The sequence below is a fragment of the Aeromonas sp. S18(2024) genome, from assembly GCF_041402525.1.
In the GTDB taxonomy this organism is placed as follows: Bacteria; Pseudomonadota; Gammaproteobacteria; order Enterobacterales; family Aeromonadaceae; genus Aeromonas; species Aeromonas enteropelogenes.
Genome location: NZ_JBGLQV010000004.1, coordinates 97,291 through 123,808, shown reverse-complemented (window position 1 = coordinate 123,808; position 26,518 = coordinate 97,291). Strand labels below are relative to the sequence as shown.

The 26,518-nt window shown below is 61.8% G+C and carries 25 protein-coding genes; 11 read left to right on the top strand and 14 right to left on the bottom strand.

Annotation, left to right across the window (positions count from 1 at the left end):
• Positions 1–35 precede the first annotated feature (35 nt).
• Both ACB034_RS09080 and ACB034_RS09075 read left to right on the top strand, forming a co-directional pair.
• Positions 36–566, top strand: coding sequence for a DUF1523 family protein (locus tag ACB034_RS09080; RefSeq protein ID WP_042028425.1), 531 nt, complete (start codon positions 36–38; stop codon positions 564–566).
• Positions 563–859 (top strand): helix-turn-helix domain-containing protein, encoded by a 297-nt coding sequence (locus tag ACB034_RS09075; protein ID WP_026456774.1) that lies wholly within the window; start codon positions 563–565, stop codon positions 857–859. Before ACB034_RS09080 ends, ACB034_RS09075 begins: the two co-directional genes overlap by 4 nt.
• Positions 860–944: 85 nt before the next feature.
• On the opposite strand, the gene ACB034_RS09070 is transcribed toward ACB034_RS09075, so the two are convergent.
• Positions 945–1,415, bottom strand: a complete 471-nt coding sequence (locus ACB034_RS09070; protein WP_371172655.1) for a hypothetical protein — start codon at positions 1,413–1,415, stop codon at positions 945–947.
• 33 nt (positions 1,416–1,448) lie between these two features.
• Positions 1,449–2,384 (bottom strand): pyrimidine-specific ribonucleoside hydrolase RihA, encoded by a 936-nt coding sequence (rihA, locus tag ACB034_RS09065; protein WP_371172654.1) that lies wholly within the window; start codon positions 2,382–2,384, stop codon positions 1,449–1,451.
• A gap of 198 nt (positions 2,385–2,582) precedes the next feature.
• Between rihA and ACB034_RS09060 the strand changes: the two genes are divergently transcribed.
• On the top strand, positions 2,583–3,278 hold the full coding sequence (locus tag ACB034_RS09060; RefSeq protein ID WP_342009535.1) for an RluA family pseudouridine synthase: 696 nt from the start codon (positions 2,583–2,585) through the stop codon (positions 3,276–3,278).
• 129 nt (positions 3,279–3,407) lie between these two features.
• On the opposite strand, the gene udp is transcribed toward ACB034_RS09060, so the two are convergent.
• Positions 3,408–4,163: a uridine phosphorylase gene (gene udp, locus ACB034_RS09055; RefSeq protein ID WP_042072075.1), complete on the bottom strand. Its 756-nt coding sequence runs from the start codon at positions 4,161–4,163 to the stop codon at positions 3,408–3,410.
• 392 nt (positions 4,164–4,555) lie between these two features.
• On the opposite strand from udp, the gene yiaY reads away from it, so the two are divergent.
• From yiaY to ACB034_RS09040, 3 genes are all read left to right on the top strand, one after another.
• On the top strand, positions 4,556–5,707 hold the full coding sequence (gene yiaY, locus ACB034_RS09050) for an L-threonine dehydrogenase (RefSeq protein ID WP_371172653.1): 1,152 nt from the start codon (positions 4,556–4,558) through the stop codon (positions 5,705–5,707).
• Between the two features lie 144 nt (positions 5,708–5,851).
• Positions 5,852–6,190, top strand: a complete 339-nt coding sequence (gene bamE, locus ACB034_RS09045) for an outer membrane protein assembly factor BamE (protein WP_026457574.1) — start codon at positions 5,852–5,854, stop codon at positions 6,188–6,190.
• 65 nt (positions 6,191–6,255) lie between these two features.
• The gene (locus ACB034_RS09040) at positions 6,256–6,885 is read left to right on the top strand and encodes an NAD(P)H-binding protein (RefSeq protein WP_342009533.1); all 630 of its coding nucleotides are present in this window, start codon (positions 6,256–6,258) and stop codon (positions 6,883–6,885) included.
• Positions 6,886–7,009: 124 nt separating this feature from the next.
• Here ACB034_RS09040 and ACB034_RS09035 read toward each other — a convergent pair whose 3' ends face one another.
• Positions 7,010–8,704 (bottom strand): pyridoxal-dependent decarboxylase, encoded by a 1,695-nt coding sequence (locus ACB034_RS09035; RefSeq protein ID WP_124240136.1) that lies wholly within the window; start codon positions 8,702–8,704, stop codon positions 7,010–7,012.
• A 189-nt stretch (positions 8,705–8,893) separates the two neighbouring features.
• Entirely contained in the window at positions 8,894–9,910 is a 1,017-nt protein-coding gene (locus ACB034_RS09030) for a lipoate--protein ligase A (RefSeq protein ID WP_371172652.1), read from the bottom strand.
• A gap of 465 nt (positions 9,911–10,375) precedes the next feature.
• Here ACB034_RS09030 and ACB034_RS09025 point away from each other — a divergent pair, with 465 nt between their 5' ends.
• Positions 10,376–12,859 (top strand): diguanylate cyclase domain-containing protein, encoded by a 2,484-nt coding sequence (locus tag ACB034_RS09025; RefSeq protein ID WP_371172651.1) that lies wholly within the window; start codon positions 10,376–10,378, stop codon positions 12,857–12,859.
• Between the two features lie 68 nt (positions 12,860–12,927).
• Here the strand turns inward: ACB034_RS09025 and ACB034_RS09020 are convergent, their stop codons facing one another.
• From ACB034_RS09020 to ACB034_RS09000, 5 genes are read right to left on the bottom strand one after another with little or no spacing between them, the layout of a single operon-like run.
• A complete protein-coding gene (locus ACB034_RS09020) occupies positions 12,928–16,101 on the bottom strand; it encodes an efflux RND transporter permease subunit (RefSeq protein WP_371172650.1) in 3,174 nt (1,057 codons plus the stop codon).
• A complete protein-coding gene (locus ACB034_RS09015) occupies positions 16,064–17,089 on the bottom strand; it encodes an efflux RND transporter periplasmic adaptor subunit (RefSeq protein ID WP_026458479.1) in 1,026 nt (341 codons plus the stop codon). The genes ACB034_RS09020 and ACB034_RS09015 overlap by 38 nt, the downstream gene beginning before the upstream one ends.
• Positions 17,090–17,129: 40 nt before the next feature.
• Positions 17,130–17,564, bottom strand: coding sequence for a YeeE/YedE family protein (locus tag ACB034_RS09010; protein WP_042028409.1), 435 nt, complete (start codon positions 17,562–17,564; stop codon positions 17,130–17,132).
• A gap of 13 nt (positions 17,565–17,577) precedes the next feature.
• Positions 17,578–17,991: a YeeE/YedE family protein gene (locus ACB034_RS09005; protein ID WP_026456402.1), complete on the bottom strand. Its 414-nt coding sequence runs from the start codon at positions 17,989–17,991 to the stop codon at positions 17,578–17,580.
• Positions 17,991–18,305 carry an ArsR/SmtB family transcription factor gene (locus tag ACB034_RS09000; RefSeq protein ID WP_371172649.1) on the bottom strand — a complete coding sequence of 105 codons (315 nt, stop codon included), beginning with the start codon at positions 18,303–18,305 and terminating at the stop codon, positions 17,991–17,993. The genes ACB034_RS09005 and ACB034_RS09000 overlap by 1 nt, the downstream gene beginning before the upstream one ends.
• 107 nt (positions 18,306–18,412) lie before the next feature.
• Between ACB034_RS09000 and ACB034_RS08995 the strand changes: the two genes are divergently transcribed.
• The 3 genes from ACB034_RS08995 (at position 18,413) to ACB034_RS08985 (ending at position 20,269) form a co-directional block, all read left to right on the top strand.
• Positions 18,413–18,598, top strand: coding sequence for a DUF2892 domain-containing protein (locus tag ACB034_RS08995; protein ID WP_371172648.1), 186 nt, complete (start codon positions 18,413–18,415; stop codon positions 18,596–18,598).
• Positions 18,599–18,958: 360 nt separating this feature from the next.
• Positions 18,959–19,333 carry a hypothetical protein gene (locus ACB034_RS08990; RefSeq protein ID WP_371172647.1) on the top strand — a complete coding sequence of 125 codons (375 nt, stop codon included), beginning with the start codon at positions 18,959–18,961 and terminating at the stop codon, positions 19,331–19,333.
• A gap of 207 nt (positions 19,334–19,540) precedes the next feature.
• Positions 19,541–20,269, top strand: a complete 729-nt coding sequence (locus ACB034_RS08985) for an MgtC/SapB family protein (RefSeq protein ID WP_216992738.1) — start codon at positions 19,541–19,543, stop codon at positions 20,267–20,269.
• 81 nt (positions 20,270–20,350) lie between these two features.
• Here the strand turns inward: ACB034_RS08985 and dnaJ are convergent, their stop codons facing one another.
• The 3 genes from dnaJ to grpE form a co-directional block, all read right to left on the bottom strand.
• Positions 20,351–21,493 carry a molecular chaperone DnaJ gene (gene dnaJ, locus ACB034_RS08980; protein WP_042028402.1) on the bottom strand — a complete coding sequence of 381 codons (1,143 nt, stop codon included), beginning with the start codon at positions 21,491–21,493 and terminating at the stop codon, positions 20,351–20,353.
• Positions 21,494–21,599: 106 nt separating this feature from the next.
• Entirely contained in the window at positions 21,600–23,528 is a 1,929-nt protein-coding gene (gene dnaK, locus ACB034_RS08975; RefSeq protein WP_042028401.1) for a molecular chaperone DnaK, read from the bottom strand.
• 311 nt (positions 23,529–23,839) lie between these two features.
• Complete coding sequence (gene grpE, locus ACB034_RS08970) at positions 23,840–24,415, bottom strand: nucleotide exchange factor GrpE (RefSeq protein ID WP_026457546.1); 576 nt, start codon at positions 24,413–24,415, stop codon at positions 23,840–23,842.
• Positions 24,416–24,696: 281 nt separating this feature from the next.
• Between grpE and nadK the strand changes: the two genes are divergently transcribed.
• The gene (gene nadK, locus ACB034_RS08965; protein ID WP_026457306.1) at positions 24,697–25,581 is read left to right on the top strand and encodes an NAD(+) kinase; all 885 of its coding nucleotides are present in this window, start codon (positions 24,697–24,699) and stop codon (positions 25,579–25,581) included.
• Here the strand turns inward: nadK and ACB034_RS08960 are convergent.
• Positions 25,578–26,510: a LysR substrate-binding domain-containing protein gene (locus ACB034_RS08960; protein WP_371172646.1), complete on the bottom strand. Its 933-nt coding sequence runs from the start codon at positions 26,508–26,510 to the stop codon at positions 25,578–25,580. The two genes, nadK and ACB034_RS08960, sit on opposite strands and share 4 nt — an antisense overlap.
• Positions 26,511–26,518 lie beyond the last annotated feature (8 nt).

Here is a 26,518-nt window from a genome sequence, read left to right as displayed (position 1 = left end):
AGAGGCACGTTACTCCCCCTCACGCGAGCACATCCATGAGCCTGAAATTCAAGAAACCCGCCTTTATTCTGCTGGGCCTGATCGCCCTGCTCTCTGCCACCTGGCTCGACTACTACCTGCCGGAGCACACCATCGCCACCATCACCGGGGTCGAGGTGAAACGTACCGACAAGGATGGCCCCATCAGCAAGAAGAACCCGGCCGATGGCCCCACCACCGACGTCTACTACATCTACACCGAGCGTCCCGGTGAGCAGATCCGGGTGTTCCGCAACGAAGATACCGAGTGGGGCTGGCCCTTCTACTTCAAGTTCAACGCCGCCGACGTCCAGGCCAAGGCCAAATCCATGGAGTTCGAAAAGCGCCTGGCCATCATTACTTCCTACGGCTGGCGCGTGAACATGTTCTCCATGTTCCCTAATGTCACCAAGATTGAGAGCACAGAGCCCGACGCCTCCACCTGGAGCTTCTTCCGCTGGTTCTGGTTCGGTGTCTGGGCCCTGGTGATGGGCAAGGCTGCGCTGGCCACCTGGCGCTACTTCGATCGCCTCGAGGACGAGATATGACGGAATCGAGCAAGACCCGCACCAGCTTCTACCGCCGCCTCTACGTGGCCTGGCTGATCAGCCAGGGCACGGATACGGTCCCCGCCATCATGGCGGCCACCGGCATGCCGCGGCGCACTGCCCAGGACACCCTGGCGGCGCTGGCGGATCTCGATATCTGCTGCGGCTTCGAGCAAACCGAGGGGGCCCGCCATCTGCAGGGGCACTACCGCATCAGCGACTGGGGCCCCATCAATCCCGAGTGGATTGCCGCAAGGTTGCCGGTCATCAAGGAGACCCTGAGCTATCCCTGAGCTTGGGCTAAAAGATAACAAGAGGGGCCAGCCGGATGGGCTGGCCCCTCTTTTTTGTACGCCGAATTTGTGCGCCGAATTGCCCCTATTCTGGCAGGGTTGCATCCCCCTGCTCCCCTTCCGACTCGCCACGGGTGCAGTCGATGATGGTGCGTTTGGGGTTGTTGGGGTCGCGCAGCAGCAGGGGAGCCTTGCCCTCGTCGTGCAGGGTTTCGTCGGCAAACTCGCTGCCATAGGCGTTGTGGGTCAGCCGCCGTGCGTTGGCGATGGGGGTATCGATAAAGAGGGCGTGCACCTCGAAGGTGGAAGCCGGCACGATAAAGCCGACCACCGGCAAGCCGTGCAACTCTTCATGCAGCTTGTACCAGGCAAAGCCGTCGCTCACCTTGTAGGGGACGTACTTCCTGAGCTGCGCATTGGCCGCCTGCCCGGTCTCGCCATCGACATAGAGCTCGGCGAGATCGCAGGTGGCCAGTCCCTGCCACATCCGCTCGAACGGCGACGCACAGCCGGTCAGTTGCAACCCGGCCAGCAGTGCCAACCCTGTCTTCCACATTCTCTGTCCCTTCTGTTGAGAGTGAGTCTGTGCTCAGTCAAAGGCGCGCAGCCGCGTGACCAGCAAGTCGATAAAGCCCGGGCGATCCAACCCCAGCAACACCAGCGCATTGGCCGGCTTGCCGGTGAGACAGTAGCGATCCACCACCGTCATGCCGCTAGTATGTGCCCCCTGCGTCTCGATATCGACCCGGCATTCGATGCCATGAAACAGTTCGGGGGCCAGCAGCCAGGCGATGGTGCAGGGATCGTGCAGCGGGGCACCGGCAAATCCCCACTTGGGATCCCGGTGGTAGATCATGAAAAAGTCGAGCAGACCGGCCACACACTGAGCCACCGGATTGGAGATGGCGCGCACCCGCTCGATATCCTCGTCCATCACCTGCGCCTCGTGGGTCACATCGAGGCCGCACATGGTGATGGGGATCCCTGAGTTGAACACCATATCGGCCGCTTCTGGGTCCACATAAATATTGAATTCCGCCGCCGGGGTCCAGTTGCCCGGTCCGGCCGCCCCCCCCATCAGCACGATGCGGGCGATCCTGGACTTGAGCTCGGGGTGGGCCGCCAGCAGCAGGGCTATGTTGGTAAGCGGGCCGGTCGGCACCAGGGTCACGGGCTCGGGACTCTCGCGCAGGCATTTGGCCATCAATTCGAGTGCCGTCATCGCCTGTGGGGCAAAGGCGGGATCCGGCAATTTCGGGCCATCCAGGCCCGACTCCCCATGCACGTTGTCGGCGATGATGAGCTCGCGGGCCAAAGGCTTTGGCGCCCCCGCCGCCACCGGAATGTCGTGGCGGCCCAGCAAGGTGAGGATGCGCAGGGCGTTGTTGAGGGTCTTGTCCGGCGTCTGGTTGCCAGCGCTGGTGGTCACTGCCAGCACCTTCAGCTCGGGGCTGGCCAATGCCAGAATGAGGGCGATGGCATCATCGTGGCCGGGATCACAATCGAGAATAACGGGCAACGCCATGGACAGACTCCTTACAACATGACAGGGAGCCATACCTTAACAAGCGGCGGCCGGATTAACTCGGGAGGGAGTCACAAAATGGCTCCCTCCCGACTAATCAAGCAGTTAGCATCGCGATCTACCGTGTGCCCACCCCGATTCGCCGCACGCCGCCCGTTCGGGTATGATGCCCTCCCCCTTTTCCAGCCCGCGAGCCTTATGTCCGTTATCGTCGATACCTTTATCGCCCCGCCCTGCGAGGCTGCCATCGAGATCCTGTTTGCAGACGAGCACCTGCTGCTCATCAACAAGCCGAGCGGCCTGCTGAGCCTCTCGGGCAAGAACCCGCAAAACCTCGACTCGGTCCACCATCGGCTGGTGCAGGCGTATCCCGGCTGTACTCTGGTACACCGCCTCGACTTTGGCACTTCGGGCATCATGGTGGTGGCCAGAAACAAGGCTATCAATGCCGCCCTCTGCCACCAATTCAGCCAGCGTGCTGTGAGCAAGGCCTATCACGCCCTGCTGTGCGGCCATCTGGCGGCAGACGAGGGGATGATCGAAGCGCCCATCGCCAAGGATCCGGCGCTCTTTCCCCTGATGAAGATCTGCGATAACAGCGGCAAACCGGCCCGCTCCCGCTTTCAGGTAGTGGAGCGCCTGATGCGCCAGGGGGAGCAGGGTGCCATTCCCCTGACCCGGGTCAGGCTGGTGCCGGAGACGGGGCGCACCCACCAGCTGCGCATTCACAGCCAGTGGCTGGGCCACCCTATCCTGGGTTGCGATCTCTATGGCGGCATGGAGCGGCCCGGCACACAAACGGCGCCAAGGCTGATGCTGCACGCCAGCGAACTCGATTTTGTCCACCCGGTGAGCGGTGAGTCCATGGCGGCAAGGTGTGCCTGCCCCTTCTGACAAGCGAGTGGATGGGAAGGTGAACGGCGAGCGGACGGAAGAACAGGGAAACGGCGGATAAAGATAGGGGCCGCGCTTTCGCAACGGCCCCCACCCCCCACTCGGTACTCTTCGTTACAAAGAGGGCGATCAGATCAGCTTGCGGGCAGCGCCCAGCACGATCTTGATGGCATCAGATTCGGTCTTCGCCATGGTTTCGGCGTTCGGGATCTCCTGCTGGGTGCGGTTCACTATGATACCGGCCACCATGCCCGCGCGCAGGCCCTGGCTGGCACACATGGTCAGCAGGGTGGCGGACTCCATTTCGAAGTTCAGCACGCCCATGGATTGCCACTCCTTCATGGAGCCCTGGAAGCGTTGCACCACGCGACCGGAGAAGGTGTCGTAACGCTCCTGACCCGGGTAGAAGGTGTCAGAAGAAGCAGTGACGCCCACGTGCAGCTTGGAGCCCAGTTCCTTGGCGGTCTCGACCAGTGCAGTGGTGCACTCGAAGTCGGCGACGGCCGGGAATTCCATCGGGGCGAAGTGCAGGCTGGCACCGTCGAGGCGCACGGAGCCGGTGGTGACGATCACATCGCCTACGTTCAGGTGCGGCTGGATGGCGCCGGTGGTGCCGATGCGCAGGAAGGTGCGGATCCCCAGTTGGGCCAGCTCTTCCACGGCGATGGAGGTGGACGGGCCACCGATGCCGGTGGAGCAGACGATGACGGCCTTGCCGTCCATCTCGCCGCGCCAGGTGGTGAATTCACGGTGGCTGGCCAGCAGCACAGGGTTGTCCATCAGCTCGGCGATGCGCTTCACGCGCTCGGGATCACCGGGGACGATCGCCAGGGTGGCGCCTTGCAGATCAGCCTTTTTCAAACCCAAGTGAAAAACATCAGACATAGTGGACTCCTGGTTGCCCCCTGCCAAACATGGTCCGGGCGCACGATAAGATGATTCTTAATAATAGGTTTCAAGCCTGCTCCCCTGTTCGGGGAAGGGCCAACTATGGGCGAAAGCGTCTGCCAATTCCTTGAAGCGCCTCACACTTCCATGCATTGACAGCCGCGAATTGTGCGCAAAACGTTTGCTAACTTGATGAATTAATTGGAAAACGTTTTTCGTGTCGCCATTTGTCTCTCCCCCTTGTCAATCCCTGTCGTACCCCGTTTTGCCAGTACGTGATCGAGTCCATAAAGTTGTAAAACAGATACCATTGACCCCTTTCCATCCCCTCTCTGGGTGCTATGTTGAAGCCCGCATACCACTTAATGGCTAACGACAGGAATTCCATCATGGCAACATTCAAGTTCTTTATCCCCGCGATCAACCTGATGGGTGCAGGCTGTCTGCAAGAGGCGGCGGCCGACATCAAGGGTTACGGCTACCGCAAGGCACTGATCGTCACCGACAAGATCCTGGGCCAAATCGGCGTAGTGACCAAGCTCACCGCCCTGCTGGCACAAAACGGCATCGACAGCGTGGTATTTGACGAGACCAAGCCCAACCCCACCACCACCAACGTGGAAGCGGGTTTGGCGATGATCAAGGCCAATGGCTGCGACTGCGTTATCTCTCTGGGCGGCGGCTCCCCCCATGACTGCGCCAAGGGGATCGCCCTGGTGGCGGCCAACGGCGGCAACATCAAGGACTACGAAGGGGTGGATCGCTCCGCCAAGCCGCAACTGCCGCTGATCGCCATCAACACCACGGCCGGCACCGCCTCCGAAATGACCCGTTTTTGCATCATCACCGACGAGGCCCGTCACGTGAAGATGGCCATCATTGACAAGCACGTCACCCCGCTGATGTCGGTCAACGACCCCGAGCTGATGCTGGCCAAGCCCGCTGGCCTCACCGCCGCCACCGGCATGGATGCTCTGACCCACGCCATTGAGGCGTATGTCTCCACCATCGCTACACCGGTGACCGATGCCAGCGCCGTCATGGCGATCCAGCTGATTGCCAAGCACCTGCGCACCGCCGTCAACCAGGGCGATGATCTGCACGCCCGCGAACAGATGGCCTATGCCCAGTTCCTGGCCGGCATGGCGTTCAACAACGCAAGCCTTGGCTACGTGCACGCCATGGCCCACCAGCTCGGCGGCTTCTACGACCTGCCACACGGGGTCTGCAACGCCGTGCTGCTGCCCCATGTTCAGGCCTACAACGCCCAGGTGAGCGCCCCCCGTCTGAAGGATGTGGCCGGTTTCATGGGGGTGGACGTCAGCGCCATGAGCGACGAGCAGGGCGCTGCTGCCGCCATCGAGGCCATCAAGGCCCTGGCCCGCGATGTCAAGATCCCGGCCGGGCTGGAGCAGCTCGGCGTCAAGGTCGATGACTTCGACACCCTGGCCAGCAACGCCCTGAAAGATGCCTGCGGCTTCACCAACCCGAAACAGGCGAGCCACGAGGAGATCGTCGCCATCTTCCGTGCCGCCATGTAACCGGGCCATCACTGCGCCATGCCATCAAGGGTCGCAATGCGGCCCTTTTTATTGGCTGATGGATCAATGGCTTTTTACTTCCGTGGAGGGAGTCGGTATGATTTGCCGAGCCAAAAAAGACTGTATGGATGATCTGAACTCGATATGCGGATGAAACACCTGATTGCCGCGGCCCTGACCGCCCTCACCCTCTCCGGTTGCAGCCTGGTCTATCGTATCGATATTCCCCAGGGCAACTATGTGGAACAAAAACAGGTCGACAAACTGCGCCAGGGCATGACCCGCGAGCAGGTCAGCTATGTACTGGGGACCCCCATGCTGCGCGACGGCTTCGATCCCAACACCTGGTACTATCTCTATGAATTCCAGCCGGGGCGCGGTGAGAAAGAGCGCAAGGAGCTCACTCTGACCTTCGCCAATGACAGGCTCACCACGGTGACGGGGGACTTCCCGCTGCCCGCAGCCTTCAATACCCCGCTCTGATATATCGCAAAACCGGCCTCGCGCCGGTTTTGTTTTATCAAAGACACAATGCCAGGGAGAACGCCATGAGCCGTATTCTGATAGCCGGGGCCAGCGGATTGATCGGCCGCGAGCTGGTAAAGCAGATGCCCGTCGAGCATGAGCTGACCCTGCTCTGTCGCAAACCGGGGGAGGCCCCCCACCACTGGTTGCCGGTGGACTTCGACAAGCTAGCCGAAGTGGCCCTGCCCCAGCCGGTGGATCTCGCCTTCTGCGCCCTGGGCACGACCCGCAAGGCGGCAGGCTCTGCCGAGGCGTTTCGCCGGGTCGATCTCGACTATGTGCTGGCATTTGCCGATCTGGCCCGTCGCCACGGCTGTCAGCGCCTGGTGGTGGTCTCGAGCCTGGGAGCCAATCCCGACTCCCCGGCCCTCTATCCGCGCACCAAGGGACAGATGGAGCAGGCCCTGCTGGCCCTGCCCTGGCAGCGGCTCGCCATCGTGCGCCCCGCCATGCTGCTCGGCCATCGCTCCCCTCCCCGCCTCTCGGAGCAGTGCTTTCAGGCGATCTACCCGCTGTTTCGCCCGCTGCTGCGGGGCAAACTGACCCGCTGGCGTGCCATCGAGGCCCATCAGGTGGCTCACGCCATGCTCATGCTCGCCCGCCAACCAGCAGGGATCGAGATCGTCGAAAACGAGCGGCTGCTGGCCCTCTGATCCCGGCTCTACGACAATGTAAAAGGGCAAGCCATTGGCTTGCCCTTTTTACTTGGCGCGTTACTTGGCGCGTTTTCGACGCAGCCCGCTGTCAGCTTGTGTGACTGGCAATAACGCCCCCTGCTTAGCCGCGAAGGTGTTCGATAAAGGCGTCGATCTGCTCGCGGCCGCAGGCCGGGTTCATAAACACCGCCTTTTCCCCGGCAATGTAGGAGTAACGCCCACGCGCGTCGTAGTCGGAGCGGGCCACCGCCTCGACCCAGTTGGTGTAGAGCCCCACCTTGCCGCGCCCCTTGAAGATCTGGCGATGCCAGTCGGTGTTGCGCGCCAGCCGCGCCTTGTAGGCGGGATCGGGGCTGCGAGCCAGCTCAAAGGCGAACTCGGCCTCCGGATCCTGCACCCACTCGGGGTTGTAGATCTTGAAGCCCACGCTCGGTCCCTGGTTCTCCTGGGCCACCAGCTTGACGTTGCCAAGCTGGCTCAGACGGAAGCGGAAGTAGTTGGCATTTTGCAGGCAGTGGGCCAGCACGGTGCGATACCCCTCGACTCCCAGGTAGTTGAGGGCCGCGTAGGCGCCAAACAGACCGCTCGCCCCGCGGGAGCACTCTATGGTGGACTGCAGGTGGGTGTGGCCCTGGATGTCGCGCTCGAAATAGGAGAAGTTCTCCGGATCGTTCTCCATCGCCTTGAGATCGTCCTGCTCCTTGATCATCACCAGGCTCGAGGTGTAGGGCACATAGCCCCACTTCTGGAAGTCGACGGTGAAGGAGTCGGCATATTTCAGCTCGGCAAAACGCGCCACGTTGCGCTCGATACCGGCCAGGGTGGCGGCGTTAATGGCCAGCGGGTTGGCGGCAAAATCGTAATCGAGGAAGAAGATCATCGACCAGCCGATGGCGGCGTCCACGTGGATGTGGGGCTTGACCGCCACCTCGAAGCGCTCGCACAGGCGATCCCGCAGGTCCACCACGGGTTTGACCTGATCCACCCCGAAGGTGTCGGTGGTGCCCATGGTGAGCATGATGGTGGGCACCACGTGCTTCAAGGCAAAACAGGCGGTCAGGGTGCGCTCGAGATCGACCAGATCGATGTCGTTGTTCTCGCCGACCTGAATGCGGATGGTCTTGTTCTCGATGTCCACCCCGAGCAGGGAGAGGTTGGTGATGTTGGAGTAGTGGCCGCCCTGAGAGTTGATGATGCGGTAGTCCTGATAGTGGCCGAGCCCCTTGTGCTTGGCCTCGGGCAGGCTCTTGCGAATGCCGAGCAGGTAGCCGTAGAGGTTACAGAAGGTCCCCCCCTGGGTGAAGATGCCGGTGGCCCGCTCGGGGTCGTAACCCGCCAGCAGCGCAATCTGGCGCACCACCTTCTTCTCCAGCTCCTCGGCCACCCCGGCGTATTCGGAGTAGACCAGGTTGGGGTTGGCCAAAATGCCCATCTGGGCACCGTAGATGGCGGGATCCGCCGACATGGTGATGACGTTCTCGACGCTCGAGGGGTTCTCCCAGTCTTTGGACAGTGCACCGGCAAACAGCAGTTCGGCCATGGGCTCCCCCGGGGTACGCATGGCCGCCGGCACCGGCATGGTCTCGCACAGATCGGCGAGGCGGGCGCGGCCGTCCGGCCAGGCATTCAGGCGGGCATCGGGGGCCAGACCGCGACGACGAAATTCATTGAGGGTGGCAAAACCGGGTTCGCGGAACACAGGCCAGAGATCGGGATCGCGTGAGAAAAAATTGGCTTTGACGGTGGCAAAACGGGCAGCAAAATCGGGGTGAACGGCGTTGACGCCTTCATCTTTCAGATAAACCAGGTCACTCATTTTTATACCATTAGTACTGCAAGTGTGCGGTTCTTATACCGCTCGGATCACACCATCAACAGCGACAATATCTAATGGGCTCCCCTACTTTTTGTCATGAATGAGTGATGACGGGGGCTGGCAGAAAGGGGCCTTTTGAGCACCCCTTCACGTTTTGTTACCTGGCTCACACTTTGGCTGGCAAGTCGATCAACGCAGCGCCGTCCGCAACCAGGTGACAAACTCGGCCAACTCATCGTGCCGGGACGGGTAGGCCGCAAGCCAGGGTTGCAGGCACGCCTCCAGCGCCTCGGGTTGATAGGGGCAGCCGATCAGACGCTCGCCAAGCAGCTCGAACGGGGCAGGATCCAGGATGTCGCCAAAGAGCCGGGCACGACTGATGGCCCCCTTCTCCACATCGAAATGCAGCTCCACCCCACCCCAGCCAAAGCGTTCCTCCAGCAGATGGGTAAACGCCGGGGCGTGACCAAAGTTCCACTCCCAGCTGCGCTGGCGGGCGAAGGTTTCGGCAAAACCCGGCAAGTCTGGCATCCGCTCGGGGGAGATGTGCTCGGGCTGAACCTGCTCACCATAATGGCTGAAAAACGCCTCGCACAGGGCTTGGCTCACCTGCTGATGGTCGATGCCGGGGAGCAGCTCGCCGAGGTTGGCCACCCGACTGCGCACCGAGGTGATCCCCTTGGCCGCCAGCTTCTTGGGATCAGGATTGAGGTAGTTGGCAAGCCGGCCGAGATCGGCGTCCAGCAGCAGGGTGCCATGGTGAAAACCGCGATCCAGGGTCTCCCGGTAGGCCGAGCCCGACACCTTGCGATCCCCGTCCGGGGTGGCCACCAGCAGATCGTTACGGCCGGAAGCAAAGGCGCTCACCCCGAGCCGCTTGAGTGCATCCAGCACGATGGCAGTGGAGATGCTCTTGTCATAGCCGGGCTTGCCCGCCATGAAGGTGAAGCAGCTGTTGCCAAGGTCGTGGAACACGGCGCCACCGCCGCTGCTGCGCCTGGCCAGGCTCACCCCGTCCTCTTCCATCCGGCGGGTGTTGCACTCCTTCCAGGGGTTCTGGGCGCGGCCGATCACCACGGTATTGGCGTTGCGCCACAGGAAGAGCACCCGCTGGTGCGGGTCCATCTGGCGGAAGATGCACTCCTCCACAGCCAGGTTGAAGTGGGGATCGTGGGAATCGGAGATAAGCAGACGCAGAGTAGCCATGCCGTTGCCTCGTAACGAAAAAGAGAGGGCCATGATACCACCCGGCCCCTCTCCTTTGCCCCCCTATCCCGTCCCGGCTTGCGGTGTCGTTACGAGCTCATTTCACTGCATTTTTTCTACACCCGGTCAACATGCCAGACACAGGCAAACAACACTCAAATGACTATCTCGCCCCGTTCGCTCATTTATTGACGGATTACTTGAAAAAAAGCGTCATTCAGTACAAAGTCAGCGCAAAATCAGGGTCAAACGCACCAGTCTTGAACAACAAGAGGCCTGCAACCGGGCCTTTAAGGGGTTCGTTTGTAACCATAATAACGATACTCCAACTCCAATCGTGATGAACGACACAAAAACGACATATTGGCAGTCTCATTTTGCTCCTAAAGGTGCGCCTGCCCCCTATCCCCCCCCAATGGAATTGATTACTCTGGCGATAGCAGCCGCTATCGAGGGGACCCCTGTATGACTCGAGCCCACGCCCTCCTTTTCCCTGCCTGGCATCGATGTTCCCGGTTTGTCAGCCTGCTGTTCGGATCCACCACTCTTCTCCTGTTTTCCCCTCAACTGTTCGCCACCGAACAGCTCACACTGCAGCTCAACGGACATCACCAGTTCCAGTTCGCCGGTTACTATGCCGCCCAGTTCAAGGGTTTCTATCGGGATGCCGGTTTGCAGGTCGAACTGCGCGAAGGAGAGCCCGGCATGGACACCACAGACTCAGTGCTCTCGGGCCAGGCCGGTTACGGTATTGGCAACAGCGATCTCTTGCTGGCCCGCGTCGCCGGCAAACCGGTCGTCGCCCTGGCGGCCATGATGCAGCACTCCCCCCTGGCCATCCTGACCCTGCCGGACAGCAATATCCTGCACCTCTCCGATCTGGCACAAAAACGCGTGAGCCCGGACCCCTCGTCCAGGGAACTGATCGCCTATCTGCACACCCGCTATCCGGATGCCAAGCCCACCCTGGTGCCCTACCAAAAGGGGAGCTCTGCCCTGCTGCAAGGGGAAGCTGACGCCATCGCCACTTACGGCACAGACGATGCCTACCAGCTGCAACGCCAGGGGCTCCCCTATCGCCTCCTGCGCCCCATCGACAGCGAGATCGACTTCTACGGCAATATCCTGTTTACCTCTGAGCGCGAACTCCAGATGCACCCGGATCGGGTGCTGGCCTTTCATCAGGCCAGCCTTAAGGGATGGCGCTACGCCATGGTACATCAGGAAGAGGTGATCAACTGGCTGCTCAACCACCATCCCAGCGGCTCAGGTCGCGAGCAACTTGCCTTCGAGGCCGACGAAACCGAGCGGCTGCTCCAGCCCAATCTGGTGGAGATAGGCTACATGTACGAGGGACGCTGGCAGCAGATTGTCCACACCTATCTCAATCTCGGCCTTATCGCCAACCAGCCTGATCTGGGCCGTTTCCTCTATAACCCGGACAAGGCCCAGGACAACCGGCAACTGCGCAAACTGGAGCAGCGCATCTCCCTTGCCCTGCTGATCGGCTTCTCCCTGCTGACCCTGGTCAGCGTCTTCTGCTACCTCTACCTGAGGTTGCGCCGGGAGAGCCGTGAACGCCAGCAACTCACCCAGCGACTGGCGCAGCGCGAGCGTCACTACCGCTTCGTTGCGGAGCACAGCGCCGACGTGATCTGGACCATGGAGGTGAGCTCCCGCCGCTTCAACTACCTGAGCCCGGCCATCAGCCAGCTCTGTGGCTGGAACCGGGAAGAGGCCATGAGCCTCTCTCTGCCACAGGTGATGCCGGAGGCGTCGATCAAGCGCCTGGACAAGGAGCTGGATCTGGCGCTGGCGGCCTGGCAGCGGGGGGATCATGCCCAGACCCGGCGCGTCATCCGCCTCGAACTTCACCACAAGGATGGGCAGAGCCTGACGACCGAAACGGTCACCACCCTGCATGGCAACGAGGCAGGCGAGCCCGATGCCATCATAGGTGTCACCCGGGACATCACCGAGCAAGCCGCCGCCGCCCAGACCATGGAGCGCCTGGCCTTCTACGACCCCCTCACCAACCTGCCCAACCGCCGCCTGCTGCACAAACGGCTCAATCAGGCGCTGGCGGAGCATCAGGCCCAGCCATTGGCCCTGCTCTTTATCGATCTGGATCACTTCAAGCCGATCAACGACACCCTGGGCCACGAGGTGGGGGATGCGCTGCTGATCATGGTGGCCGAGCGGATGAGCCGGCTTATCGGCAAGGGGGGAATCGTGGCCCGCCTTGGCGGGGACGAGTTCGTGATCATGCTGCCGGGCATGGGGGCCGAGGCGCTGCCGCGGGCGGAGCAACTCCAGCGAGATCTGCTCGCCCCCTACTATCTGAGCTGTGGCCGGGAGCTGCGGATCTCGAACAGCATAGGGATCGCCCTCTATCCCGAGCATGGCCGCACGGCCAGGGAGCTGATGCACCACGCCGATCTGGCCATGTACCAGACCAAGCACGGCGGGCGCGGCCAGGTGAGCCTCTATGCGCCGGATTTGGCGCTCGATCAGGGAGCCCTGCAGTGGAATGCGAGCCACCAGTGCGGGCATCCCCGCATCGATGCCGAACACCACCAGCTGTTCGTGCTGGCCAACCGGCTGCTGAGGCGAATGAAAACCCGCGAGCAGGAGCCGGAGGCATTCAGGCAGGCCCTGCAGGCGCTGTTTGATGCCACCCGCCGCCACTTCGCCTTTGAAGAGACACTGCTCGAGGCCATCGATTTTCATGACAAGGCCCAGCACAAGGAGGAGCACAGACGCCTGCTGGCCCAGGCCCAGACGTTGGCGGATGCATCGATGGAGGAGCTGGACAACCACGCCTTCCTCAATTTCATCCTGCAGGAGCTGGTGGTCGGCCACATGAACAAGACGGATCGCAGCTACTTCGCCCAGGTCAAGGCGCACCTCTACCTGCACGGCGATACCCTGGTCTTCGCCACCCCGTAATGCCGAGCGGTGCAAGAGAGACGAAGGGAGGTCATGGACCTCCCTTCATTTCTCGGTTTGCGGATTGATCAGGTTTCCTGATGACGACCTGACAGCAGGCTGTAGTAGAGCAGGGGGATCACCACCAGGGTGAGCAGGGTGGAGACCAGAATGCCGAAGATGAGGCTGATGGCCAGCCCGTTGAAGATGGGGTCATCGAGGATGAAAAGGGCCCCGATCATGGCCGCCAGCGCCGTCAGCAGGATGGGTTTGGCCCGCACCTGCGCCGCCTCGATCACTGCCAGCTCGAACGCAGTGCCCGCCGCCCGCTGCTGCTCGATGAAATCCACCAGCAAGATACTGTTGCGCACGATTATCCCGGCCAGCGCTATCATGCCGATCATCGAGGTGGCGGTGAACTGGGCCCCCAGCAGGGCGTGGCCCGGCATCACCCCGATCAGAGTGAGCGGGATGGGCGCCATGATGATGAGCGGCACCAGATAGGAGCGGAACTGGGCCACCACCAGCAGGTAGATGAGGATCATCCCCACTCCGTAGGCAATGCCCATATCACGGAAGGTCTCGTAGGTTATCTTCCACTCCCCGTCCCACAACAGTGCCACTTCCCCCAATTTATCCGGCTGCTGCACATAGTACTGGGGCAAGTCGATACCCTCCCCGGCGGCAAACATGCCGTAGAGCGGGCTGTCGGTGTGGCCCCCCATGTCGGCCACCACCATCACCATGGGCCGCATGTTCTTGTGCATGATGTAGCTGGGCGCCACCTCGTCACGGCGGCTCACCAGCTCGGATACCCGAATGAGCTGCCCGTTCTGGCTGCGCACCTTGAGCGCCAGGATGCCGGCCAGATCCCGCTTGTCACCGGCCGCCAGCTCGAGGCGAATGGGCACCGGGTACTTGGCCCCCTGACCATGCAGCCAGCTGGCATCCTGATAGCCCACGCCGCCGTTGAGGGTGGCCACCAGATCGCCGAGTTCGACCCCGAAGCGCGCCGCCTTGCTGCGATCGATCACCAGCCGCCACTTGGGCTGCGGGTCGGTCAGATAGATGTCCACATCCACCAGATCCGCCGTCGCCACGAAGCGGGCCTCTACGGCGCGCGCCGCCGCTTCACGGGCAGCTGGCGTCGGGCCATACACTTCCGCGACGATGGGGGACCAGACCGGCGGTCCCGGGGGCACCTCCACCACCTTGAGATTGCCTCCCACCGCGCTGGCGATGGCCTGCAAGGGCGCACGCACCGACCGGGCAATCTCGTGACTGCTGCGATCCCGTTCATGCTTGTCCACCAGATTGACCTGGATGTCCCCCACGTTGGCGCCGCTGCGGATGAAGTAGTGGCGCACCAACCCGTTGAAGTTGATGGGGGCGGCGGTGCCGGCGTAGATCTGGTAGTCCTTCACCTCGGGCACCCTGGCGAGCTCCCGACCCACCGCCAGCAGGGTGCGCTCGGTCTGCTCCAGGGTCGCCCCCTCCGGCATGTCGAGCACCAGCTGGAATTCCGACTTGTTGTCGAAGGGGAGCATCTTGAGCACCACCCACTGCACCATGGGCATGGCGGCGGCCCCCGCCACCAGCAACAAGATGACCAGCCAGAGCTTGCGTCTCGCGCTCCTGGCGCCAGCGCCAATCAGAAAGGGGGTCATCAGACGGTGAAAGAGGCCGGCCCTGGCCTCGCCGTGGGCGACATGCCCCTCGCTCTTGAGCAGATGGCCCGCCAGCCAGGGGGAGAAGATAAAAGCCACCAGCAGCGAGATAAGCATCCCCATGCTGGCATTGATGGGGATGGGGCTCATGTAGGGGCCCATCAGGCCGCTGACAAAGGCCATGGGCAGCAGGGCCGCGATGACGGTCAGGGTGGCGAGAATGGTCGGCCCCCCTACCTCGTCCACCGCGCCCGGAATAAGTGCTTTGAGGGGGCCCTTGCCAAGACCGCGATGGCGGTGGATGTTCTCCACCACCACGATGGCGTCATCCACCAGGATGCCGATGGAGAAGATCAGCGCAAACAGCGACACCCGGTTGAGGGTAAAGCCCCAGGCCCAGCTGGCAAACAGGGTCAGCGCCAGGGTGATAACGATGGCGATGCCCACCACCAGCGCCTCGCGCCAGCCCATGCTCACCAGCACCAGCAACACCACCGCGGTGGTGGCAAAGATGAGCTTGCCGATCAGGGTGTTGGATTTGGTCTCGGCGGTCACACCATAGTCCCGGGTCACCGTCACCTCGACCCCGGCCGGGATGAGCCGGTTCTTGAGGCTCTCGACCCGGGCCTCCACCCGCTTGGCCACCTCGACCGCGTTCTGCCCCGGCTGTTTACCGATGGCCAGGGTCACTGCTGGATAGCTGCGATCCCCCTGCCCCATCCAGCTGCGCTGGGTCGGGGTCTCCTCCCCAAGCGACACTCGGGCCACATTGCCGAGGTAGACAGGTTTGCCTTCATGGAGCCCCACCACCAGCTCGCGGGCCTCCTGCTCGCTTTGCAGGAACTGGCCCACCTGTACCTTAATCTCCCGGTTGTCCTGCACGACGGCCTGCTCGCTACCCACCTGGTTGGCGGCGGCAAGACGCTGGTTGAGTTCCCCCCAGCTGATGCCATGGGCACTGAGGGCGGCCGGATCCGGCATCACCCTCAGCACGGCGCGCTGGCTGCCCAGGCTGTAGATATCGCGGGTGCCGGGCAGGCGCTTGAGCTCGGTCTCCAGCTCGTGGGCGACCCGGGTCAGCTCGGCGGCCCCCAGCTGCTTGCTCCAGAGCGTCAGGCTGACGATGGGCACATCGTCGATCCCCCTGGGTTTGACCAGCGGCTGGCCGACGCCAAGCCCCTGGGGCAGCCAGTCGCGGTTGGAATCGAGCTGGTTGTTGAGATCGACGATGGCCTGCTCGCGGCTCACCCCCACCTTGAACACCACCACCAGCAGGGCGCCGTCGGGGCGGGAGAAGGAGTAGAGGGTGTCTATCCCCTTTATCTGGGAAATAACCTGTTCGGCAGGGGTGGTGACGAGGGATTCGACCTCGGCGGGGCTAGCGCCCGGAAAGGGAATATAGACATCGGCGAAGGTGACATCGATCTGCGGCTCCTCCTCCTTGGGAGTCACCAGCACCGCAAAGAGGCCGAGCAAGAGCCCCACCAGCGCCAGCAGCGGGGTGATGGCCGAGCCCTGAAACAGCGCCGCCAGTCGCCCGGCCGGTCCCAGCTTGTGATCACTCATGAGCAACCTCCTGCTGGCGCGCCCAGGCATCTGCCGCGACCCGATCACCCCCTTGCAGGCCGGCCAGGATCTCGCACTGCCCCTGCCAGCAATCGCCGACCCGCACCGGCGTCAGGGCCCAGCCCTCTCCCTGCCTGAGGTAGACGCCATTGAACTCCCCTTGGCGCAGCAGGGCCTGGGCCGGGAGCTGCAGCACCTGGCGCTCACCGCGCCTCAGCTGCACCTTGAGCCACATGCCGGGCAGTACCCCGGCGGTTTTTGGCGGCAGATCGAGGCGCAGGCGAAAGGCGTGGCTCTGGTTGTCGGCGTAGTTGAAGCGGGTCAGCTTGAGGGGCGTAACGGCCTTGCCATCCGGTAGCAATACCTGCACATCCACAGGTTGACCGGCCAGAGCGAGGGCGGACTGGGGCAGCTCCAGTTCCACTCGCAAGGCATCGAGGGAGAAGCCCGAGAGCAGCGGGGTGCCGGGAGCCACCGTCTCCCCCAGCTCCACCAACCGTTTGGTGACGACCCCGGCGTAGGGCGCCAGGATGCGGGTATAACCATAGGCCTCGCGGGCCTGGGTGAGGGCCGCCTCGGCGGCATTCACCTCGGCGCGGGCGGCGCGATCGCTGGCCTGGGCCGTGTCGAGCTGGGCGCGGGTGATCACTCCCTTGGCGATGAGGGCCTGGAAGCGGGCGAGCTGACGCTCGGCCTCCACCTGCTGGGCCTGTGCCCGCGCCAGTCGCGCCTGCGCACCCGTGACGGCGGCAAACTGCTCCTTGCCGCTGATCTCGAGCAGAGGTTGCCCCGCCTGCACCTCATCGTTCACATCCACCAGCATGCGGGAGACACGGCCGCTGGTCTGGGCGGCCACCGTGCCCTGATTGATGGCGCTGACGGTGCCATCCAGCATCAGCCAGTCGCTGATCTGGCGAGGAGAGACGGTCAGAACCTCGACGCTACCAGCCTCGGCGGCCCCAGCCAGGGGAGATGTCATGACCAGCAGTACGGCCCCCAGCAAACGGATGTTGCCCATGATAATCCTCCTTCCCTGGATGGTGATTCGCGCTATGTCATCAGGCAATGCGAGGCTGGCTCGCCCTCACCCATACCTTGTCGACCAGCAAGATCCCGGCCACCATGGCCGCAATGAACAACAATATCATGGGCTGGCCGCTGGAAATGAGACTCAAGGCTGGCCCGGGACAAATCCCCACCAACCCCCAGCCGATACCAAACAGGGCCGAACCGCCGATGAGACGACGATCCAGCACCGGCTTGGGCACCACGGCGATGGGATTGCCCAGCAGGCTCAGACGCCGCGGCTTGACCAGCAGCAGATAACCCGGAGTAAACACCAGCAGGGCGCCCCCCATCACGAATCCCAGGCTGGGATCCCAATTGCCCGCCAGGTCGAGAAACCCTGTGACCCGGGCCGGATCCACCATGCCGGAGATGGCCAGCCCCATACCAAACAGCAAACCGGCGAGCAAACTTGTCAGCAAATTCATGGCAATCAGCCTCTTAGAAGAAATGGTGAGTCAAAAACACGGTCACTATGCCGGTCGTCATAAAAGTGAGGGTGGCCACGATGGAGCGGCGGGACAGGCGACCCATGCCGCAGATGCCGTGACCACTGGTGCAGCCATTGCCAAGGCGGGAACCGACGCCAACCAACAGACCCGCCAGCAGCACCAGCGGCCAGCCAGGCAGGGCCGTGAAGTCGGGCATCTTGGCCCACCCCAGGGTCAGAGCCAGCCAAGCTCCCGCCCCCAGTCCCAGCAAGAAGAGCCAGCGCCAGGCCTGCTTTTGTTGCAGAGCACCCGCCAGAATGCCGCTGATCCCGGCGACCCGGCCGTTGCACAACAACAGGATCAGAGCGGCCAATCCGGCCAGCATGCCCCCGCCCAGGGAGAGCAGCCATTGCGTTTCCATCATCAAGATTCCTTATTTTCAGAGTGACAAAAATGGGCTTGCAGCGCCCCGAGCACATCGACCGCCGCCTCGCTCGCCAGCGAGTAGAAGATCTGCTGGGAAACCTTGCGGTACTGGATCAGCCCGTGACGCTTCAATACCGACAATTGCTGGGAGAAGGCCGACTGCCCCAGCTGGCTGTGGGCCAGCAGTTCGCCGACCCCTTTCTCCCCTTCCACCAGTTGACAGAGCACCATCAACCGCTCCGGATGAGCCAGGGCCTTGAGTAACGCAGCCGCCGCGCTCGCGTGGCGGGTCATCTCATCGAACTGTGTCATAAGCAGTAAATTAGTAGTTGCTTATATTTGGTTTTATTCTATAAATAAAAACTAAATTAGCAACATCTAATTTAAAGATCAGCCACCACTAAGGAAAGGAGCAACACATGACGGTAGACAATGGCGTGAGGATAGTCGCAGGCTGCATGCTGCTGCTGTCGCTGGCACTGACCCACTGGGTTCACCCGGGCTTTTTCTGGCTGAGCGTCTTCGTCGGGGTCAACCTGATCCAGAGCGCGTTCACCGGGCTCTGCCCGGCGGCCATGATCCTCAAGCGAATGGGGTTTAAATAGCCTGGATCCGAGGTGCCGCATGAAGAGGCAGGCATGGCCCTGGCAACGCCCGATTTGTTGCAAGATGTTGCCAAAAGAGCCTGAAGGTTTACCCGGCCTGGTTAGTTGGCTATGATCCCTGCCTCTTATCAATAGCGGAGACCATCAGTGGGCAACTCATCAAGTGACAGTTGTAGACCGACCCTCGTCGTCGGCACCCGGGTCGCGAGCTAGCCGCAGGTCTTCCTCTGCCGCTTGCTCGCAGCCCTGCGAGAAGCGGAAATCCACTCCCCTTTCTCTTTTTACACTTGACGTCAGGTGACCGGGCCAAGGCCGGGACACCTTGCCTGCATAGTTTCTGCTTCCCACAAGGAGGCTGCTATGCGTTTTGTTTCAACATCGTCTGTCACCGTCCGGATCCACCCCCTGCTGAGCAGACTGGGCCGCGGCTTGCTGCCGCTCTGGCTGCGTGGCAAGGGGCGCCAGCATCACTACCGGCTGCAGATCCGCTGCCAGGATCGCGCCGATATGGAGCAGGTGCTCGACATGGTCAATCACACCCTGCAACCGGCGGGCCTGCATCCCTTGCAGTCTCTGCGACCGGGACGCGGCGGTAGCCGGGAGCTGGTGCTGAGCCTCGACTGCACCCCGCCCCAGCGTCGTTATCTGGTGCAGTTCGTGCATCAGGTCGGGGTTCAGCATCCGGTTTGCTGGGAGCTGCGTCCCCGTCGCGACTCCGAGACCGTGTTCAGTTGACCTGACATCCGGGGCCGGCCCTGTCGGCCCCTTTCCATCCATTCCAACGACCCGCTTGCATCCTCCATGGGCGGGTCTCGTATCCGTGTGCCCTTTTCACGACGACATGGTCGCTGGCGCACGAGACGGCCAGCTGCTGGTAATAAGAGCGCTCAACAGAGTCACTTGCCAACAGGCATGGCCATCCGCTACCAAAAGGAACACACCATGAGAATGTGGCAACAACTCGATGTGATCGCCCTGGGCGATACCCTAGCCAGCCTGCTGCTGGCCTTTATGCTGGGCAGCCTGGTGGGGCTGGAGCGCCAGTATCGCCAGCGTACCGCCGGCCTTCGCACCAACGTGCTGGTCGCCGTAGGCGCGGCCCTGTTCGTCAACCTGGCCCAGCGTATCCACGACCTGCATGGCGGTACTTATGGCGTGGTTCATGTAGTGGCCTATATCGTCTCCGGCATCGGCTTTCTCGGCGCCGGCGTCATCATGCGCGAATCGGGCAACATCCGCGGCATCAACACGGCGGCCACCCTGTGGGGCGTTGCCGCCGTCGGGGCGGCCTGCGGTGCCGGGCTGGCCATGGAGGCGGTACTCGGCGCCCTGTTCGTTCTGGCCGCCAACACCCTGCTGCGCCCTCTGGTCAACCAGATCAACCGCCGCCCGGTAGACAATCTCGATACCGAGGTGACCTGCAAGGTGACGGCGCTCACCTCCCGCGAGCACCAGAAAGAGGTGCTGCACTGGCTGGAAGAGATGCTGGAGCGGGCCGACTACCCCTTGAGCGAACTGGATATAGCGCCGTTCGGCGAGCGGGATCTGGAGATCTCGGCGGTGCTGCTCGCCACCTCCATCGACGGCGACGAGCTCGATGCCCTGATGCAAAAGCTGAGTATTCACCCTCATATCAAGCAGGTGTTCTGGCATGCCAGCACCGCGGATTGACACAGATACACTGGGCTTTGGCAAAGAGCAGGCAAAAAGAAAGCCGGCGCTGGGGCCGGCTTTGCTGGGATGGGCTGAGGATCAGCTGGTCAGATCGTCGAAGAAGCGTTTCACTCCTTCGAAGAAGCCTTCCGATTTCGGCTTGTGGGTCTTGGCGGCGGCACCGCTGAACGACTCGTCCAGCTGACGCAGCAGCTCTTTTTGCTGCTCGGTCAGCTTGACCGGGGTCTCGACCACCACCTTGCACATCAGATCCCCCACCTGGCCGGAGCGCACGGATTTGACGCCCTTGCCACGCATGCGGAACATCTTGCCGGTCTGGGTCTCCGGGGTTACCTTGAGCTTGACCCGGCCGTCCAGGGTCGGCACTTCGATCTCGCCACCCAGGGCTGCCGCAGTGAAGCTGATGGGGACTTCACAGTAGAGGTTGTTACCGTCACGCACGAAGATCTCGTGCTCCTTGACGTGCACCTGCACATACAGATCGCCAGCCGGTGCGCCGGCTTCCCCCGCTTCCCCTTCGCCGGAGAGACGGATGCGATCGCCAGTATCGACGCCAGCCGGGATCTTGACCGACAGGGTCTTGGTCTTCTGGTAGCGCCCTTCGCCATGGCACTTGCGGCACGGATCCTTGATGATCTTGCCGCGACCGTGACAGTGCGGGCAGGGTTGCTGCACTGCAAAGAAACCCTGACGCATCTGTACCTGGCCGGAGCCGTGGCAGGTGGGGCAGGTCTGGGCAGAGCTCCCGGTGTGGGCGCCGGAGCCGTTACACACCTCACAGTGGACCAGGGTCGGGACCTTGATCTCTTTGGAGACACCGCGCACCGCCTCTTCCAGGGTCAGTTCCATGGTATAGCGCAGGTCGGCACCACGGGCCGGGCCGCGACGACCACCGCCACGGCTGCCACCAAAGATGTCACCGAACACATCGCCAAAGATGTCGCCGAAATCGGCGCCGCCGCCAAAGCCACCGTGGCCGCCGCCACCCTGACTCGGATCGACACCGGCATGGCCGTATTGATCGTAACGGGCACGCAGGTTGGCATCGGTCAGGACCTCGTAAGCCTCCTTGACCTCTTTGAATTTCTCTTCAGCATTGGCATCGCCCTGATTACGGTCAGGGTGATACTTCATGGCCAGACGCTTGTACGCCTTCTTGATCTCGCGCTCGTCGGCATCTTTCGATACCCCCAGCACTTCGTAGAAATCGCGCTTCGACATACTCATCCTGTTAGCAGTTATGCAGACGGGCGTTGGTCACCCAACGCCCGTGAATTCATAGACTTAAGCCGATGGGCGAAGCGGACCTCGCCCATCTGGGTAGGGCTTACTTCTTGTCGTCTTTCACTTCTTCGAACTCGGCGTCGACCACGTCGTCGTCAGCCTTGGTAGAAGAGGAGGACTGGCCGGCATCAGCACCGGCTGTGCCTTGTGCCTGAGCCTGCTGCTGGGCAATTTCCATCAGCTTCTGGGACGCTTCCAGCAGAGCCTGCTGTTTGGCTTCGATGGCAGCCTTGTCGTCACCCTTGAGGGCAGCTTCCAGCTCGCTGACCGCGGCTTCGATCTTGGTCTTGTCGTCGGCAGGCAGGGCATCACCGGCTTCAGTGATCTGCTTGCGCACGGAGTGGACCAGACCGTCAGCCTGGTTGCGAGTCTGCACCAGCTCTTCGAACTTCTTGTCTTCGGCCGCGTTGGCTTCGGCCTCGCGTACCATGCGTTCGATCTCTTCATCAGACAGACCGGAAGAGGCCTGGATGGTGATTTTCTGCTCCTTATTGGTCTCCTTGTCTTTCGCGGAGACGTGCAGGATACCGTTGGCATCGATGTCGAAGGTCACTTCGATCTGCGGCAGACCACGCGGTGCCGGGCGGATGCCTTCCAGGTTGAACTGGCCCAGGGACTTGTTGTCGCTGGCGCGCTTGCGCTCACCCTGCAGCACGTGAATAGTCACGGCTGACTGGTTGTCTTCGGCGGTAGAGAACACCTGGGACTTCTTGGTCGGGATGGTGGTGTTCTTCTCGATCAGCGCAGTCATCACGCTACCCATGGTCTCGATACCCAGAGACAGCGGGGTCACGTCCAGCAGCAGTACGTCGGTCTTGTCACCGGACAGTACGGCACCCTGGATGGCAGCACCCATGGCCACGGCTTCGTCAGGGTTGACGTCTTTGCGCGGTTCTTTGCCGAAGAACTCGGCAACGGTCTTCTGAACCAGCGGCATACGGGTCTGACCGCCCACCAGGATGACGTCGTCGATCTCGCCTACTGCCAGACCGGCGTCTTTCAGGGCGACACGAACCGGCTCCAGGGAGTCTTTCACCATGTCTTCCACCAGGGATTCCAGCTTGGCGCGGGTCACCTTGATGTTCATGTGCTTGGGACCGGTGGCATCTGCGGTGATGTACGGCAGGTTCACGTCGGTCTGCTGGGCAGAAGAGAGCTCGATCTTGGCTTTCTCGGCGGCATCTTTCAGACGCTGCAGAGCCAGCTGGTCGTTGCGCAGGTCGATGCCCTGCTCGCGCTTGAACTCGTCAACCAGGTAGTTGATGACGCGGTTGTCGAAGTCTTCACCACCCAGGTGGGTGTTACCGTTGGTCGCCAGTACTTCGAAGGTGGTTTCGCCTTCGACTTCGTCGATCTCGATGATGGAGATATCGAAGGTACCGCCACCCAGGTCATATACGGCAACCTTGCGCTCGCCCTTGACCTTGTTCACGCCGTAGGCAAACGCAGCCGCAGTCGGCTCGTTGATGATGCGCTTGACGTCCAGACCCGCGATGCGACCGGCATCCTTGGTGGCCTGACGCTGGGCGTCGTTGAAGTAGGCCGGAACAGTGATGACCGCTTCGGTCACCGGCTCGCCCAGGTAGTCCTCGGCGGTCTTCTTCATTTTCTTCAGCACTTCGGCAGAGATCTGCGGAGGTGCCATCTTCTTGCCTTTCACCTCGACCCAGGCGTCACCGTTGTCGGCCTTGGCGATGGCGTACGGCATGATTTTCAGGTCACGCTGCACTTCGTCATCTTCGAAACGACGGCCGATCAGACGCTTGATGGCGAACAGGGTGTTTTTCGGGTTGGTGATGGCCTGACGCTTGGCCGGCTGACCAACCAGGATCTCGCCATCATCGGCATAGGCAATGATGGACGGAGTAGTACGATCACCTTCTGCGTTTTCGATCACGCGAGCAGTGTCGCCATCCAGAATAGCGACGCAGGAGTTGGTAGTACCCAGGTCAATACCGATGATTTTACCCATTTGAGAAATCTCCAAATACTTTGAATAAACCGGCGAGAGACTCGCCTCAATGCGTTAACGGCTAGGTGGGGGCTGCCAATTCGGCTTTCAAGCTCCCGGCATCAAATTTTTTGTGCCGCCGTGGCCTTGTTCCCTATATGGGGTCGCCAGATGCCGCTTCAAGCCCCTCTCCCTAAAAAACCGTACTCTTTATCTGCTGTGAACACCTTGCTCGTTGCCAGGGGAGGCTTGCCGATACCCTTGGCGACCAGCAACAGCGTCGCGACAAACAAAAAGCCCGCCAAGCGGCGGGCTTGGTGAGGATACGATGATCAGTCAGCAGACTTGGACACCATCACCATGGCCGGACGGATGACGCGACCGTTCAGCTCGTAGCCTTTTTGCATCACGGCGATGACGGTGTTGGGTGCCACGTCGGCACTCGGCACCATGCTCATGGCCTGGTGGGCGTTCGGGTCAAACGGCTGGTTGGTCGGATCCAGCGCCACCAGACCGAACTTGGCCACGCCGCTCTGCATGGACTTGAGGGTCAGCTCGACACCTTCGATCATCGGCTTGAGGGCGTCGTTTTCCTTGTCGGCGAGCTCGATGGCGCGCTCCAGGTTGTCCAGCACCGGCAGCAGTTCACCAGCAAACTTCTCGAGGGCAAACTTGTGTGCCTTCTCGACATCCTGGGCCGCGCGGCGACGCAGGTTTTCCATCTCGGCGACGGCACGAATGGCACGCTCGCGCTCTTCGGCAGAGGCCTGCTGGGCCGCTTCCAGCTGTGCTTCCAGTTCGGCAATACGTGCCTGCTCGGCTGTCACTTCACTGTCTACATCGGTCGGCTCGACTGGCTGGGCTTCAACTTGCTCCATCGCTTCAACCTTTTGCTCTTCGTGGTTCATGACATCTCCAATTGCGGGGTTACTTATGAGGGCCTGACCTCTGGCTGAGCGACCAGACGGCAACAGACCGACTATGTTGGCGCTATTATGGGGATGGATCCCCGGCTTTCAAGGGAAAAAGGTCATTCATGGCGCCGGATGTGCGCCTTTCCTTGCGACCCCGTTCACGCTTTCGCCATCTGGTTCAAGGGGATAGAGACCCGCCATCCCATATGGGCGGCTCACAAGCGGGACAAACCACTGTATACTGGCCCGCAATACCCCTGTGGATCAGACAGACTATGGATTCTCCGTTCAAAACCATCGCCCTGATTGGCAAACCCCATCATGAGGGAGCCAACCAAACGCTGACCGGCCTGCATCAATACCTGACGACCCGCGGTTTCCGGGTGCTGGTCGAGAGCCGGGTCGCCCAGACCCTCTCGATCCTCGAAGAAGACGTGATGGATCTGGTACAGCTGGGCCAGCAGGCGGATCTCGCCATCGTGGTCGGCGGTGACGGCAACATGCTGGGGGCGGCCCGGGTCTTGTCACGCTTCGATGTGGCAGTGATCGGGGTGAACCGGGGCAACCTCGGCTTTCTGACCGATCTCTCCCCCCAGGATTACCTGCTGCCCCTCGAGCAGGTGCTCTCCGGTCACTACAAGAGCGAGCACCGCTTCCTGCTGGAGGCGTCCGTCTATCGCCACGGCGAGCGCAAGTCGAGCAACCTGGCAGTGAACGAGGCGGTGCTGCACCCGGGCAAGATCGCCCACATGATCGAGTTCGAGGTCTATATCGACGGCAGCTTCATGTACAGCCAGCGCTCGGATGGCATCATAGTAGCCACTCCAACCGGCTCCACCGCCTATTCACTCTCGGCCGGTGGCGCCATTCTCACCCCCAAGCTCAACGCCATCACCCTGGTGCCCATGTTTCCTCATACCCTGAGCAGCCGTCCCATCGTACTGGACGCCGACAGCGAGGTGCGCCTGCTGGTCTCGCCCGACAATCAGGATGACGCCATGCAGGTGAGCTGCGACGGCCAGGTCACCCTGGCGGTGCACCCGGGGGACGAGATCCTCATCAAGAAGAGCCACCACCAGCTGCATCTGGTGCATCCTCTCGATTACAGCTACTTCCACGTACTGCGCAACAAGCTCGGCTGGGGCAGCAAGCTGTTTTAAGGGGCAAGGTCATGAGCTGACTGGCTGAGCGCCACTTCACTGCGCAGCCAGTCGCTAAAGGCACGAAAGCGCGGTCGCTCGCGGTTCTCCAATGGAGAGATCAGCTCGTAATTACGCCCGGCAGCCACCGCCGGGCCTCCTACCGCCACCAGCACGCCCTGCTCCAGCAAGTTGCGCACCAGTACCTCCCTCCCCATAGCGACCCCCATGCCACCTTGAGCCGCCTGCAGAGCCATCTGGTAGTGATTGAAACCGTAGTGACACTGATCGTAGGGCAATGTCATACCAGAACCATCGCTCCAGAGGCGCCACTCCGAGAAGAGCTGCTGCACATCGGTCGATTCCGAGGCATGGATAAAACAGGCCTCAGTCAACCGTGTCGGTTCCTGCAGCAACCCCAGCCGCTCGGCATAGGCAGGGGAGCAGACGGGTACCAGACGCTCCTCCATCAACAGCTCACGGTGCAGATCACTGCAGCGGATCGCACCGTAGTAGATGGCGAGATCCACCCGCTCCTCGTTGAAATCCACCGCCCCGGCCCGAACCCGCATCATCACGTTCAGCCCGGGCCAGCGCTGCTGGAAACGGGGTAGCCTTGGCATCAGCCAATTGAGCCCCAGCGTCGGAGCAACACCGACATGGAGCGTCCCTCGCAGATCCTGAGCCCGGATATCTTCAATCTCTTCGTTGATCTGGCGCAGAGAATGGCTCAGGGTCGCCAGCAGTCGTGCCCCCTCTTCAGTCAACTCCAACTTGCGGGTCAGGCGAATAAACAGACGAAAACCCAACAACCCTTCTAGATGGCGAATGCGGTGGCTGATGGCCCCCTGCGTGAGGTTCATCTCCTCGGCGGCACGAGTGAAACTGAGGTAACGGGCCGTGCTCTCGAAAGTGTGCAGCAGGGCCAGGGTATTCTGTTGTACCAGCATGGATAACC

Excerpts from the sequence above, each read along its gene's own strand:
- ACB034_RS09080 (WP_042028425.1), top strand. The coding sequence starts at position 36 with ATGAGCCTGAAATTCAAGAAACCCGCCTTTATTCTGCTGGGCCTGATC.
- ACB034_RS09075 (WP_026456774.1), top strand. The coding sequence starts at position 563 with ATGACGGAATCGAGCAAGACCCGCACCAGCTTCTACCGCCGCCTCTAC.
- ACB034_RS09070 (WP_371172655.1), bottom strand. The coding sequence starts at position 1,415 with ATGTGGAAGACAGGGTTGGCACTGCTGGCCGGGTTGCAACTGACCGGC.
- rihA (WP_371172654.1), bottom strand. The coding sequence starts at position 2,384 with ATGGCGTTGCCCGTTATTCTCGATTGTGATCCCGGCCACGATGATGCC.
- ACB034_RS09060 (WP_342009535.1), top strand. The coding sequence starts at position 2,583 with ATGTCCGTTATCGTCGATACCTTTATCGCCCCGCCCTGCGAGGCTGCC.
- udp (WP_042072075.1), bottom strand. The coding sequence starts at position 4,163 with ATGTCTGATGTTTTTCACTTGGGTTTGAAAAAGGCTGATCTGCAAGGC.
- yiaY (WP_371172653.1), top strand. The coding sequence starts at position 4,556 with ATGGCAACATTCAAGTTCTTTATCCCCGCGATCAACCTGATGGGTGCA.
- bamE (WP_026457574.1), top strand. The coding sequence starts at position 5,852 with ATGCGGATGAAACACCTGATTGCCGCGGCCCTGACCGCCCTCACCCTC.
- ACB034_RS09040 (WP_342009533.1), top strand. The coding sequence starts at position 6,256 with ATGAGCCGTATTCTGATAGCCGGGGCCAGCGGATTGATCGGCCGCGAG.
- ACB034_RS09035 (WP_124240136.1), bottom strand. The coding sequence starts at position 8,704 with ATGAGTGACCTGGTTTATCTGAAAGATGAAGGCGTCAACGCCGTTCAC.
- ACB034_RS09030 (WP_371172652.1), bottom strand. The coding sequence starts at position 9,910 with ATGGCTACTCTGCGTCTGCTTATCTCCGATTCCCACGATCCCCACTTC.
- ACB034_RS09025 (WP_371172651.1), top strand. The coding sequence starts at position 10,376 with ATGACTCGAGCCCACGCCCTCCTTTTCCCTGCCTGGCATCGATGTTCC.
- ACB034_RS09020 (WP_371172650.1), bottom strand. The coding sequence starts at position 16,101 with ATGCCTGGGCGCGCCAGCAGGAGGTTGCTCATGAGTGATCACAAGCTG.
- ACB034_RS09015 (WP_026458479.1), bottom strand. The coding sequence starts at position 17,089 with ATGGGCAACATCCGTTTGCTGGGGGCCGTACTGCTGGTCATGACATCT.
- ACB034_RS09010 (WP_042028409.1), bottom strand. The coding sequence starts at position 17,564 with ATGAATTTGCTGACAAGTTTGCTCGCCGGTTTGCTGTTTGGTATGGGG.
- ACB034_RS09005 (WP_026456402.1), bottom strand. The coding sequence starts at position 17,991 with ATGATGGAAACGCAATGGCTGCTCTCCCTGGGCGGGGGCATGCTGGCC.
- ACB034_RS09000 (WP_371172649.1), bottom strand. The coding sequence starts at position 18,305 with ATGACACAGTTCGATGAGATGACCCGCCACGCGAGCGCGGCGGCTGCG.
- ACB034_RS08995 (WP_371172648.1), top strand. The coding sequence starts at position 18,413 with ATGACGGTAGACAATGGCGTGAGGATAGTCGCAGGCTGCATGCTGCTG.
- ACB034_RS08990 (WP_371172647.1), top strand. The coding sequence starts at position 18,959 with ATGCGTTTTGTTTCAACATCGTCTGTCACCGTCCGGATCCACCCCCTG.
- ACB034_RS08985 (WP_216992738.1), top strand. The coding sequence starts at position 19,541 with ATGAGAATGTGGCAACAACTCGATGTGATCGCCCTGGGCGATACCCTA.
- dnaJ (WP_042028402.1), bottom strand. The coding sequence starts at position 21,493 with ATGTCGAAGCGCGATTTCTACGAAGTGCTGGGGGTATCGAAAGATGCC.
- dnaK (WP_042028401.1), bottom strand. The coding sequence starts at position 23,528 with ATGGGTAAAATCATCGGTATTGACCTGGGTACTACCAACTCCTGCGTC.
- grpE (WP_026457546.1), bottom strand. The coding sequence starts at position 24,415 with ATGAACCACGAAGAGCAAAAGGTTGAAGCGATGGAGCAAGTTGAAGCC.
- nadK (WP_026457306.1), top strand. The coding sequence starts at position 24,697 with ATGGATTCTCCGTTCAAAACCATCGCCCTGATTGGCAAACCCCATCAT.
- ACB034_RS08960 (WP_371172646.1), bottom strand. The coding sequence starts at position 26,510 with ATGCTGGTACAACAGAATACCCTGGCCCTGCTGCACACTTTCGAGAGC.